8 protein-coding genes and 1 pseudogene are annotated in these 13,078 nt (G+C 62.1%); 7 read left to right on the top strand and 2 right to left on the bottom strand.

The features are described 5' to 3' along the window. Nucleotides 1–17: 17 nt before the first annotated feature. Nucleotides 18–773 carry a 5'-methylthioadenosine/adenosylhomocysteine nucleosidase gene (locus tag QC826_RS29260; RefSeq protein ID WP_409567912.1) on the bottom strand — a complete coding sequence of 252 codons (756 nt, stop codon included), beginning with the start codon at nt 771–773 and terminating at the stop codon, nt 18–20. Nucleotides 774–1,458: 685 nt separating this feature from the next. Further along, the gene (locus tag QC826_RS29255) at nt 1,459–4,491 is read right to left on the bottom strand and encodes an EAL domain-containing protein (protein WP_279763544.1); all 3,033 of its coding nucleotides are present in this window, start codon (nt 4,489–4,491) and stop codon (nt 1,459–1,461) included. A 652-nt stretch (nt 4,492–5,143) separates the two neighbouring features. Here QC826_RS29255 and QC826_RS29250 point away from each other — a divergent pair. The 7 genes and pseudogenes from QC826_RS29250 (at nt 5,144) to QC826_RS29220 (ending at nt 12,930) form a co-directional block, all read left to right on the top strand. Then, nucleotides 5,144–6,181 carry an NAD(P)H-dependent flavin oxidoreductase gene (locus QC826_RS29250; protein ID WP_279766627.1) on the top strand — a complete coding sequence of 346 codons (1,038 nt, stop codon included), beginning with the start codon at nt 5,144–5,146 and terminating at the stop codon, nt 6,179–6,181. A gap of 127 nt (nt 6,182–6,308) precedes the next feature. Next, the gene (locus QC826_RS29245) at nt 6,309–7,934 is read left to right on the top strand and encodes a GMC family oxidoreductase (RefSeq protein WP_279763543.1); all 1,626 of its coding nucleotides are present in this window, start codon (nt 6,309–6,311) and stop codon (nt 7,932–7,934) included. A gap of 156 nt (nt 7,935–8,090) precedes the next feature. Next, on the top strand, nt 8,091–8,861 hold the full coding sequence (locus tag QC826_RS29240) for an ABC transporter ATP-binding protein (protein ID WP_279763542.1): 771 nt from the start codon (nt 8,091–8,093) through the stop codon (nt 8,859–8,861). Continuing rightward, nucleotides 8,861–9,567 (top strand): annotated as a pseudogene (locus QC826_RS29235) (ABC transporter ATP-binding protein). The gene QC826_RS29240 and the pseudogene QC826_RS29235 overlap by 1 nt, the downstream one beginning before the upstream one ends. 77 nt (nt 9,568–9,644) lie before the next feature. After that, a complete protein-coding gene (locus QC826_RS29230; RefSeq protein ID WP_279763541.1) occupies nt 9,645–10,853 on the top strand; it encodes an ABC transporter substrate-binding protein in 1,209 nt (402 codons plus the stop codon). Nucleotides 10,854–11,051: 198 nt separating this feature from the next. Beyond that, nucleotides 11,052–11,936: a branched-chain amino acid ABC transporter permease gene (locus tag QC826_RS29225; protein WP_279763540.1), complete on the top strand. Its 885-nt coding sequence runs from the start codon at nt 11,052–11,054 to the stop codon at nt 11,934–11,936. Nucleotides 11,937–11,946: 10 nt separating this feature from the next. Next, on the top strand, nt 11,947–12,930 hold the full coding sequence (locus tag QC826_RS29220) for a branched-chain amino acid ABC transporter permease (RefSeq protein ID WP_279763539.1): 984 nt from the start codon (nt 11,947–11,949) through the stop codon (nt 12,928–12,930). Nucleotides 12,931–13,078 lie beyond the last annotated feature (148 nt).

Here is a 13,078-nt window from a genome sequence, read left to right as displayed (position 1 = left end):
GAAGAACCTTTTTTCGTTTACGACGATGCTTTGCAGAACGCCTTGATCAAGTCGAAGGCGTAGCGCGAGGCGACCGATTTGACGAAACGCATGAAATCGACGGCCGCCTCCTCGTTGGCCTTGTCGGAAATCGTCCGGATCACCGTGAACGGGATGCCCAGCTCGAAGCACACCTGGGCCACGGCGGCGCCTTCCATCTCCACCGCCAGCAGCTCCGGATGGGCCTGCTTCAACTGCGCAATCTGCGCGCGGCTGCGGATGAACTGGTCGCCGCTGGCGATCAAACCGCGGTGCAACTGCGGCTGGACCAGGCCGAACGCCAGCTTTTCCGCCGGTTCGATGACCTGGTGCAGCGTGTTTTGGATGAAATGGCTGGCCGCGTCGTTCAGCCGGTTGCTCAAATCCAAGTCCGATTCGAAGTGCGACAGGCCGGTCAACGGCACCTGGTAGCGCGGAAACAGCGGACTGGCGTCCATATCGTGCTGCAACAGCGAATCGGCGACCACGATGTCGCCCACATTGACCAAGTTGTCCGCGCTGCCGGCGACGCCGGTGAAGACGATGTGGGTAACTCCGAACTTTTCCACAAGGATGGAGGCTGTCATGGCCGCTGCAACCTTGCCTATACGCGACAGAACGCACACAGCGTCGATTTCCCACAGCTTCCCTGCCGTGTAGTCCCGCATGCCGTGCGTGAGCTTGTAGGGGCTCTGCATGGCCTCTATGAGCCCCTGCTGTTCTTCGGCAAGCGCGCTGATCACTCCTAAACGCATCGTTTTGCTTGAATTCATCGTCCTGATTTCGCTTTTTTGGGGTTGTGAAGGCGGTTTTTGTCCACTGCGGGCGTTTGTTTAGGGTTTTATATAAAGATATATATATAAATCTGATAGTAGATAGTAAACGACTGCTTTTCTGTGGATAAGTCTGTAAACCGGAGAAAAATCATCGACTTAGGCTGCCGAAAAGTGCTTGCACAAACATTGTATCTAGACAGGATGAGTTCGGGATAAAAAAGTGCTTGTGGACAAAGATCGACTTTTCCCACATCTCATCCTGTGGATATGCAGGCAGTTGTCCACAGACGAAAGGCCAAAAAGCGGCTTTTCAGTGCCGGTTTGACATGTTGCAGACCGTTTTTGCTGTTCAGGACGTTCAGAGTCGTGCTTTGGCGAACAAAACGACGCTTCTACACAGGCGCAGTTGGAGCTTGCCGTTTGTCGTTTTTGAGTAGGGAAGTAAACGAAAAAATTTTTCGAACCGCCTTCGGCGTGTTCTTTAGTTGTTTACTAAAGCTTTTATACAAAAATAGTAGTAGTAGTAAACGCGCGTTTTTCTGTGGATAACCCTGTTAACAGCTTAAAAATCATCCGTTTACGACAAAGATAAGCGCTAGGACAAGCGCTGTACCAGTTCAGGAGTAAATCTGTATAAAATGTCGCCCTTTGGACAACTTTGTCCTTACTCACAAGTCGTCCTGTGGATATCCAGCGACTTATCCACAGGGGCGTACTGGTTTTTGATGCTTTTCTCCAGTTCCAGCCCCGAAATCGGCTTGGAGAACAGGTAACCCTGGCCAAAATCACAGCCAACCGACTGCAAAGCCTGCATTTGCTGCGGCGTTTCGATGCCTTCGGCGATCACCTGGATGCCCAGCTTGTGCGCCATGGCGATAATTGCCCCGCATAAGGTGATGCCGTCGGTGCCTTCCGCCAGATTCGAGACGAAACTCGGGTCGATCTTGATGTAGTCGATGTCGTAACGCTTCAAAAACGCCACCGAGCAGTAGCCGGTGCCGAAATCGTCCAAGGACACCTGCATATTGGCGGCGCGGAAGGCCTTGAACTTGTCGGCGATGGCGCTGGCCGGGTCGAGTAGCAGGTCTTCCGTCACTTCGATGATGATGTTGTGGGCCTGCAAATCCAGTTCGGCCAGAAAATCCAGCCATTCCTGGTAGTTGCTGCCGTCGTCGCGGAACTGCCAGGCCGACTTGTTCACGCAAATCTGGAATTCCGGCAGGGCCATCTGCTGCAGCCGCTTGGCCTCGCGCGCCGCCTGGCGGAACACCCAGTCGCCGATGCCGACAATGGCGCCGGTGTGTTCGGCGATGGCGATGAATTCATGCGGGCTCATCAATCCGCGCTGGGGATGTTGCCAGCGTACCAAGGCTTCGGCCTTGCAGATGCGGCCGCTGGCCAGCTCGATGATCGGTTGGAACACGATGCGCAATTCCTCGCGCTCGACCGCCTCGCGCATTTCGTTGCCCAAGGCCATGCGCACCCGCGTCGCCTCCTGCATGAAGGGGGCGAAGTAGTTGTAGCGGTTGCGGCCCTGCTGCTTGGCGGCGTACATCGCCTGGTCGGCGTTTTTCATCAAGGTTTCGGCGCTGTCGCCGTCGTCGGGGTAGAGCGTGATGCCGATGCTCGACGAGATATGTGCGATATCGTCGTTCAGCGAGAACGGCGCCGCCATCTTTTTCAAGATTTCCTGGGCGATGCGCGCCACGTCGCTGGAATTGTGCAGTTCGCTGAGGATCACGGTGAACTCGTCGCCGCCCAGCCTGGCCACGATGTCGGTGCCGCGCACGCACTGGCCCAATCGTTCCGCCACTTGTTTGAGCAACATGTCGCCCTTGTCGTGGCCCAGGGTGTCGTTGATCTCCTTGAAATGGTCGAGATCGATGAACACCAGCGCCATCGGCAGGTGCGAGCGGTCGGTTTTCTTCATTTCCAGCCGCAAATGCTCGTGGAACATGCGGCGGTTCGGCAAGCCGGTCAGCGCGTCGAAGTTGGCCTGCTTCCAGATCAACTCCTCCGAGGCCTTTTTCTTCGTGATGTCGGTGAACAGGGCGACCAGGCGGAACACCTGGCCCTGCTCGTCGAACACGGTGTTGAAGCGCAGCGACACCAGATAGTGCTCGCCGTTCTTGTGTTGGTGCCAGATTTCGCCGGCCCAGTGGCCGGTGCGGCCGATCGCCTGGCGCACCTGGGTGAAAAAGCTCAAATCCTGCCGGCCGGAGGTCAATTCATAGGCGCGCCGGCCCAGCACCTCCCGCTCGGCGTAGCCGCTGATCTGCGAAAACGCCGGATTGACCGACAGGATGCGGCCTTCGGCATCGGTCACCAACATGCCTTCGGCGCTGTTTTGGTACATCAGCGCCGCCAACTTGGTCGATTCCTCGTTTTTTTTGCGCTCGGTGATGTCCTCCACCATCAAAAACAGGCCGCGCACCGCGCCGTCCGGCTGCACATCGGGCACATAGCTGACGCCGTCCCAGCGTTCGCCGGCGGAACCGCTGACCAGCCGTTCGAAATAGACGAATTTTCCGCCCAACACATCGTGCAAATGCTGTTCGGCCTGCTTAAAGATGGCCGGACTGACCACGTCGACCACTTTGCGGCCGGGACCGCTTTGGTAGGGGATCTCGAACACCGTGTCGAACTTGCGGTTGGTGAATTGGTAGCGCAAGTCCTTGTCGATGTAGGCGATCATCACCGGCAGGTTGTCGGCGATCAGGCGCAGGCGCTGCTCGCTGACCGACAATTTTTGCTCGGTGTCGCGGCTCGAGGCGTACAGCAACCGGTAGCGCAGCTCGCGCTCCTCCAGTTTGGCGTAGGAGCGCAGGGCGAAATGGCCGCCAACCAGCATCAACAGCAGCAACAACAGCAAACCAGCGCCAGCGAACAGGACGTTGTTGCCGAAGGCGCGCTTGGATTCCTCGTCGGAACTGCCGACCACGACGATCAAGGGCAGGCCGTCGAGCACGCGAAAGCTGAAAACACGCGATTGGCCGTCGATCGAGCTGACCGTTTGATAAGTGCCGTGCCTGCCTTTCGCGAGGTTTTGAAACAAGGCAGTGCGGCTCAGGTCGAAATTGAACGATTCCTCGAAGTTGGGCGCCCGGGCGATGACTTTGCCGTTGCTGTGTACCAGGCTGATCGACACGTCCGGGCTGAAGCGGGACTTTTCGAACACCTTGCCGAAATAAATGACATTCAAGGGAGCGACGATCACGCCCAGCAACTGGCCGTTCGCGTCCTCGACACGACGACTGAGGAAAAACAGCCGTTCCTTGCTGACCTTGCCAATCGCCGGGCCACCGACGAACAAGCCGGGGGAACCGGCCGGCTTGATATGCGCTTGGAAATAGTCGCGGTCGGCGTAGTTCGTGCCGGCCACCGACAGCTTGTTCGACGAGGCAACGCCCTGGCCTTTGGCGTCGATGAAACTGAGCCAAAAATCGCGGCTGAAACTGGAACTGCGCGGCGACAACAGTGTCGCCATGGCGTGCGGCGAGCTGCTTTGCTCGAGCGGCAGCATCTTGATGGCGTTCGAGTATCCCTGCAGAGATAAATCGACGAATTGGATGGTGTTCAGCACATGGGCTTCCATGGCTTGCACGAAATTCTGGGTTTGCTGGCGCACCGCCTGCTCGCGTTCCACGCTGGAGGCGCGCAATTGCAGGCTGACCACGGCGATGGTCAACAAAGCCATCAACAACAGTCCGGCGCAAAGCCGGCGGCGGAAGCGGAGATACGCCTTGGAGCGGGGGAAATGCTCCAGTGAAAAGTAGTGCGGGACGTTCATCGTTGAGCCACCCGGCGATAAACATGTAAAACGAGAGGCGCTATTGCGACGAGCGGAACTCGTCGACAGGCAAGGCGTCGAGGCTTGCACGGGATAGGCAAATGGGCTCCGTTTTTGGGCTTGCTAGGCGATTTCAGTATAGGGGCAAGCTTTGTGGGCGAAAAACGTTTTCTGCTCTAGGGCAAGGAATTTGCCTTGCCTGTGGTTTTGCCGTCGGTTGGGGTGGGGTTTTGGGGTTTCGGTTCCTTTCGCGTTGGCTTTGGTTTACTGTAAAGATATAGATATAAAAATAGTAGTAGTTGTTAACGTAGACACCTTTCTGTGGATAAGTCCTGATTTTGAATTAGAATCAAGCGTTTGCGAGATGCATAAGCGGGCGCGTAAACGCTGTATGAGCTGGGAACTGTTTTGGGATAAAAAAACGTGACCCAAAAAAATTTTTGTTTACTCACATTCGGTGCCTGTGGATATCCATAGAGTTATCCACAAGTGGAATCCCCTTTTTTGCCTAAATTACAGGCAAAAAACGGCCGATCACGCAGTTTTCGGAGGGTAATTGATGGTTTTACGAACACTTTTTCCACACCCAATCATCCAAGGTCCGACCGCCGGCGGACAGAACACACCGGCCCAAATCGCCGCCGTCTCCAACGCCGGCGCGCTCGGATCGCTGGCTTGTTCGTTGCTCACGCCGGATGCCATGCGCAGCCAGGTCGAGCAGATCCGCAGCCTGACGGCACGGCCTTTCGCGCTGAACTTCTTCGTCCAAACCACCCCGCAAGTCGATCCCGCCGAGTTGGAACAGGCGCGCCGACTGCTGCGCCCGGTGCTCGACGTGCTGGGTTGGGACGAGCTGCCGCTGCCGGCCAAATGGTGCGAGGACTTTTCCGCCCAGTTTGAAACGCTGCTCGAGTTGCGTCCCGCCGTGGCCAGTTTCACCTTCAACATCCTCAGCGCCGGGCAAGTGGCGCGCCTGCGCGCGGCCGGCATCGTCGTCGTCGGCACCATCACCACGGTGGCCGAGGCGCTGGCCTGGCAGGAGGTCGGCGCCGACGCCGTGATCGCCTCCGGCGTCGAATCGGGCGGCCACCGCGGCACCTTCCTCGGCCGCCAGGAGGACGCCACCTTGTCCACCTTCGACTTGCTGGCGGCGGTGGCGGACAAGATCAGCATTCCGGTGGTGTCCGCCGGCGGCATCATGGACGGCGCCGACATCAAGCGGGCGCTGGACCTGGGCGCCGTCGCGGTGCAGATGGGCACGGCCTTCCTGGTGGTCGACGAGTCCGCCATCACGCCGGCCTACAAGGCGCGCCTGCTGGCGCCCGACCGGCCGGCGACCCGCTTGACGCGCAGTTTTTCCGGCCGCTACGCGCGCGGGCTGGAGAACCGTTTCATGAGCCTGATGGCGCCCGTCGAGGCGCAAGTGCCGGCCTATCCGATCCAGAACGCGCTGACCGGCGCCATCCGCGCCGAGGCCGGCAAGCGCGGCGACACCGAATTGATGTCCTTGTGGTGCGGCAGCGGCGTGGCGCGGGCCCGGCCTATGCCGGCCGCGCAGCTGGTGGCGACCTTGTTGGCGGAAATCGCGGCGGCTTGAGCGCCGGCGCCGGACGGCGGCGACGCGAGTTGCCGTCCGCCATGGCCGGCGCACGTCCGTCGCATAATTGTTGAGTTCGCTTTAGGCAGCGCAGACTGCCAGCGCGTATTTCCTTGGAGGAGAGGTCTTGGAATCAGCTGGACAGTACGACTACATCATTGTTGGGGCGGGCACGGCGGGTTGCGTGCTGGCCAACCGGCTCAGCCGCGACAAGCACGCCAACGTGCTGCTGATCGAGGCGGGCGGCAAGGACGACTATGTGTGGATCCACATCCCGGTCGGCTATCTGCACTGCATCGACAATCCGCGCACCGACTGGCGCTTCCGCACCGAGGCCGACGCCGGCCTGGGCGGACGCAGCCTGCTTTATCCGCGTGGCAAGGTGCTGGGCGGCAGCTCGTCGATCAACGGCATGATCTATATGCGCGGCCAGGCCGGCGACTACGACCAGTGGGCCGAGCTGTGCGGCGACGCCAGCTGGCGCTGGGACCAGGTGCTGCCCTTGTTCAAGCTGAGCGAGGACCACCACGGCGGCGCCGGTGCCGAACACGGCGCCGGCGGCGAATGGCGTGTGGAAAAACAACGTTTGTCGTGGAAAATTCTCGACGCCTTCCGCGACGCCGCCGCCGAAACGGGCATCGCCAGCATCGACGATTTCAACCGTGGCGACAACGCCGGCTGCGCCTATTTCGAGGTCAACCAGAAGCGCGGCATCCGCTGGAACACCGCCAAGGCCTTCCTCAAGCCGGCCTCGGCCCGGCCCAACCTGACCATCATGACCGGCTGCCACGTGGAAAAGCTGCTGATCGAGCGGGGCGGGCAGGGCGCCGTTTGCCGTGGCGTGGTGTTCAGCGGCGGCGGCGCCACCTACCGCGCCGAGGCCGTCCGCGAAACCCTGCTGACGGCCGGCGCGGTCGGCTCGCCGCAGATTTTGCAGCTGTCCGGCGTCGGCCCGGCGGCCTTGCTGCATGAGCACGGCATCGCCCCGCTGGCCGGGCTGGACGGCGTCGGCGCCAACCTGCAGGACCATTTGCAGCTGCGCATGGTGTTCAAGGTGAGCGGCGCCAAGACCCTCAACACCATGGCCGCCAACTGGTACGGCAAGATGAAGATCGGCCTCGAATACGCGCTGCGGCAAAGCGGGCCGATGTCGATGGCGCCGTCGCAGCTGGGCGCCTTCGCCCGCTCCGACCCGGGCCAGGCCAGGCCCAACCTGCAATACCACGTGCAGCCGCTGTCGCTGGAGAAGTTCGGCGAGCCGCTGCACGCCTTTCCCGCCTTCACCGCCAGCGTCTGCAATTTGCGGCCGAGCTCGCGCGGCCATGTGCGCATCGCCTCGGCCGATTCCTACGCCGCGCCGAAGATCTCGCCGATGTACCTGAGCACGGCGGAGGACCGCCGCGTCGCCGCCGCCGCGCTGGCCCTGACCCGCCGCATCGTCGCCGCGCCGGCCCTGCAGCGCTACGCGCCAGAGGAGTTCAAGCCGGGCCCGGCCTACCAGAGCGAGGCGGAGCTGGCCCAGGCGGCGGCGGCCATCGGCACCACCATCTTCCACCCGGTCGGCACCTGCCGCATGGGCCGCGCCGGCGATCCGGGCGCCGTGGTCGACAGCCAGTTGCGCGTGTTCGGCGTGGCCGGCCTGCGCGTGGTGGACGCCTCGGTGATGCCGACCATCACTTCCGGCAACACCAATTCGCCGACGATTATGATCGCCGAGAAGGCCGCGCAAATGGTTCATTCATCATGGAAATGACATTATTGAAATGTCGTAATTTCTACAATGAATGACGTTTCGATGATAGGCATAGATCAAAAGATCATGGTAGTTATACTGTATTGTTAGCCAAAATATTAGTGTGTATTATCTGAAAAAAATTTGATAGTTTGCAAAGAATAACTAGGAGACACGATGTCCAGCGTTATCTTGGAAACAAGAAATTTGACCAAGGAGTTCAAGGGCTTCACCGCCGTGAGCGGGGTCAATCTACAGGTTCAGCGCGGCCACATCCACGCGCTGATCGGCCCCAATGGCGCCGGCAAGACCACCTGCTTCAACCTTCTCACCAAGTTCCTGGTGCCCACCTCGGGCCAGATCCTATTCAACGGCAACGACATCACGGCGGCCAAACCGGCCCAGATCGCCCGCATGGGCGTGATCCGCTCGTTCCAGATCTCCGCCGTGTTTCCCCACCTGACGGTGTTGCAGAATGTGCGCATCGGCCTGCAACGCCAGCTCGGCACCAGCTTCAATTTCTGGCAGAGCGAGCGTTCCCTGTCGCAACTCAACGAGCGCGCCATGCAGCTGTTGGCCGAGGTCGACCTGACCGAGTTCGCCGACACCGTCACCGTCGACATGCCCTACGGCCGCAAGCGCGCGCTGGAGATCGCCACCACCCTGGCGATGGAGCCCGAGCTGATGCTGCTCGACGAGCCGACCCAGGGCATGGGCCACGAGGACGTGCACCGCGTCACCGAGCTGATCAAGAAGGTATCGGCCGGCCGCACCATCCTGATGGTCGAGCACAACATGAAGGTGGTGTCCGGCATCTGCGACAAGATCTCCGTCCTGCAGCGCGGCGCCATGTTGGCCGAGGGCAGCTACGCCGAGGTCTCCAGCAACGCCCTGGTGATGGAAGCCTACATGGGCAGCGAAGCGGCGGTATTGGAAGGGGCGCACTGATGACGAACGCACTGGAAATTTCCAAGCTGCACACCTGGTACGGCGAATCGCACATCCTGCACGACGTCAACTTGACGGTGAAGCAGGGCGAGGTGGTCACCCTGCTGGGCCGCAACGGCGCCGGCCGCACCACCACCCTGCGCGCCATCATGGGCCTGACCGGCGCCCGCAAGGGCTCGATCAAGGTCAACGGCGTCGAGGCGATCGGCCTGCCGACCCACCAGATCGCCCACCTCGGCATCGGCTATTGCCCGGAGGAGCGCGGCATCTTCTCCTCGCTGTCGACCGAGGAGAACCTGCTGCTGCCGCCGCAGCTGGCCACCGGCGAGAAGGGCATGTCGGTCGAGGAGATCTACGCCATGTTCCCCAACCTGGAGGAGCGCAAGCACAGCCAGGGCACCCGCCTGTCCGGCGGCGAGCAGCAGATGCTGGCGGTGGCGCGCATCCTGCGCACCGGCGCCCGCCTGCTGCTGCTCGACGAGATCTCCGAGGGCCTGGCGCCGGTCATCGTGCAGGCCTGGCGCGCATGATCACCACGCTCAAGTCCAAGGGCTACACCATCGTCATGGTCGAGCAGAACTTCCGCTTCGCCGCGCCGCTGGCCGACCGCTTCTACGTGATGGAGCACGGCCAGATCGTCGAGTCCTTTATCGCTTCCGAATTGAACGCCAAGATGCCGCTCCTCACCGAGCTGCTCGGCGTGTAGCACCGCTTGTACCGGCAGGACGCAGCTTCGCAGCACCGTTTCAATATCAACAAAACCAATCCACAAACGGAGACAATATGAAAATCAAAGCTATCGCCATCGCCGCCGGCGCCCTGTGCGCCATGGGTCTGTCCGGCGCCGCCTCGGCCCAGGTGTCGGGCGACACCATCAAGATCGGCTTCATCACCGACATGTCCGGCCTGTACTCGGACATCGACGGCCAGGGCGGCGCCGAGGCGATCAAGATGGCGATCGCCGACGCCGGCGTGGTCATCGCCGGCAAAAAGGTCGAGTTCATCTCCGCCGACCACCAGAACAAGGCCGACATCGCCGCCTCCAAGGCGCGCGAATGGTTCGACCAGCAGGGCGTCGACCTGCTGATCGGCGGCACCAACTCCGGCGCCAACCTGGCCATGGCCAAGTTGGCGGCGGAGAAGAAAAAGATCTTCATCTCGATCGGCGCCGGCTCGGCCCGCCTGACCAACGAGGAATGCACCCCCTACACCGTGCACTACGCCTACGACACGGTGGCGCTGGCGCGCGGCACCGGCGGCGCCATCGTCAAGCAGGGCGGCAAGAACTGGTACTTCATGACCGCCGACTACGCCTTCGGCCAGTCGCTGGAAAAAGACACGGCCGAGGTCGTCAAGTCGGCCGGCGGCAAGGTGCTCGGCAGCGTCAAGCATCCGCTGTCGGCCTCCGACTTCTCCTCCTTCCTGCTGCAGGCGCAGTCGTCGAACGCGCAGATCCTCGGCCTGGCCAACGCCGGCGGCGACGCCATCAACTCGATCAAGGCGGCCAACGAGTTCGGCATCACCAAGAAGATGAAGCTGGCCGGCCTGCTGATGTTCATCAACGACGTCCACTCGCTGGGCCTGAACCTGACCCAGGGCATGTACCTGACCGACGGCTGGTATTGGGACCAGAACGCCGACTCCCGCGCCTGGTCCAAGCGCTACTTCGAGAAGATGAAGAAGGAGCCGTCGATGCTGCAGGCGGCCGACTACTCGGCGGCGTCGACCTACCTGAAGGCGGTCAAGGCGGTCGGCGGCGACGATTCGGACAAGGTGATGGCCCACCTGAAGGCGAACAAGATCAACGACATGTTCGCCAAGGGCGGCGTGATCCGTCCGGACGGCCGCATGGTGCACGACATGTACCTGATGGAAGTGAAGAAGCCGTCGGAATCGAAGTACCCTTGGGACTACTACAAGGTGGCCGCCGTGGTGCCGGGCGACCAGGCCTACGTGACCAAGGCGGAGAGCAAGTGCGCGCTGTGGAAGTAAGCCGGCCTTGAAGCAGGGCGGGGCGGCGCAGTCGGCCGCCCGCCCGGTCCGTCCGGCCCGCGCCGGCGCGACCGCACCACCGCGCGTCCGCGCGCCGCCGCCCGCCGCCCCTTGTTCGAGGGCAGGGCGCGGCGCCGCGGCCGCCATTTCCCGTCCATCCTTCGCCGCTGCCACGGTGATTTTTTATATTGTGAAGCCATGGAAATCTTCGGCGTTCCCTTGCAAGCGATGATGAGCCAGCTGCTGCTGGGCCTCGTCAACGGTTCCTTCTACGCGATGTTGTCGCTCGGCCTGGCGGTCATCTTCGGCCTGCTCAACGTCATCAACTTCTCCCACGGCGCCATGTACATGATGGGCGCCTTCGTCGCCTGGATGGGCCTGGCCTATTTCAACCTGAACTACTGGGTCATGCTGGTGCTGGCGCCGCTGGTGGTGGGCGCGCTCGGCGTGCTGATCGAAAAAACCATGCTGCGCTGGCTCTACAAGCTGGACCACCTGTACGGCCTGCTGCTGACCTTCGGCATCACCCTGCTCACCGAGGGTGTGTTCCGCTCCTTCTACGGCGTCTCCGGCCAGCCGTTCTCGGCGCCCGAGCTGCTCAGCGGCTCGACCGACCTCGGCTTCATGATGCTGCCGAACTACCGCGCCTGGGTGGTGCTCGCCTCGCTGGTGGTCTGCCTGGCCACCTGGTTCGTCATCGAAAAGACCAAGCTCGGCTCCTACCTGCGCGCCGGCACCGAGAACCCCAAGCTGGTCGAGGCCTTCGGCGTCAACGTGCCGCTGATGGTCACCCTGACCTACGGCTTCGGCGTCGCTTTGGCGGGCTTTGCCGGGGTGCTGGCGGCCCCGATCATCCAGGTGACACCCCTGATGGGCTCGAACCTGATCATCGTCGTGTTCGCCGTTGTGGTGATCGGTGGCATGGGGTCGATCATGGGCTCCATCCTCACCGGCCTCGGCCTGGGCGTCATCGAGGGCCTGACCCGGGTCTACTACCCCGAGGGCTCGGCCGTGGTGGTGTTCGTGGTGATGGTCATCGTGCTGCTGTTGCGTCCCGCCGGCCTGTTCGGCAAAGAAAAATAGGAGCTCGTCCATGAATAAGAATATTGGCTACGCGATCGCCCTGGCGCTGGCCCTGGCGGCGCCCTTCTACGGCTACCCGGTGTTCCTGATGAAGCTGCTGTGCTTCGCCCTGTTCGCCTGCGCCTTCAACCTGCTGATCGGCTTCACCGGCCTGCTGTCCTTCGGCCACGCCGCCTTCTTCGGCAGCGCCGGCTATGTCGCCGGCAACATGCTCAAGTCGCACGGCTGGCCCTTCGAGCTGGGCCTGCTGGCCGGCGTCGTCGCCGCCGCGCTGATCGGCCTGGTGATGGGCGCGCTGGCGATCCGCCGCCAGGGCATCTACTTCTCCATGATCACCCTGGCGCTGGCCCAGGTGGTGTCCTACTTCGCGCTGCGCGCCGGCGAGCTGACCGGCGGCGAGGACGGCCTGCAGGGCGTTCCACGTGGAAAACTGCTCGGCGTCGTCGACCTGGCCAACGACACCGTGCTGTACTACGTCGTGCTGGCCATCGCCGTGGCCGGCTTCATGTTGATCGTGCGCACCGTGCATTCGCCCTTCGGCCAGGTGCTCAAGGCGATCAAGGAGAACGAGCCGCGCGCCATCTCGCTGGGCTACGACGTCGACCGCTACAAGCTGATGGCCTTCGTGCTGTCGGCCGCGCTGGCCGGCCTGGCCGGCGCCACCAAGACCGTGGTGCTGGGCTTCGAGACCTTGACCGACGTGCACTGGACCATGTCCGGCCTGGTGATCCTGATGACCCTGGTGGGCGGCATGGGCACCCTGGCCGGCCCGATCCTCGGCGCGGTGATCATCATCGCGCTGGAGAACAAGCTGGGCGACCTGGGCACCTTCATCGCCACCCAGACCGGCATCGAATGGTTCAACACGCTGGGCGAGGCGGTCAGCATGGTGACCGGGCTGATCTTCATCGCCTGCGTGCTGTTGTTCCGGCGCGGCATCATCGGCGAGGTGGTTGCCCGCTTCGCCAGCAAAGCCGGCAGCAAGCCGGCGTAATTTGCGGCGGCGCCGGACCTTCTGTCCGGCGTTTTCATTTTCAACATGCTTGTCAGTCGTCCCCGCCCGGCCGCGCGCCGGGGTGGGAGCGCCACGTCCGCCGCCCCGGCGGAGCGCGGGCAGACGGGAGGTCGAGGCCGGCAAGGCG

It is taken from the genome of Rugamonas sp. DEMB1 (assembly GCF_029834475.1).
Lineage (GTDB): Bacteria > Pseudomonadota > Gammaproteobacteria > Burkholderiales > Burkholderiaceae_D > Rugamonas > Rugamonas rubra.
Note: the sequence above shows the minus strand (reverse complement) of the source record. Positions and strands in the feature narration are given on the sequence as shown.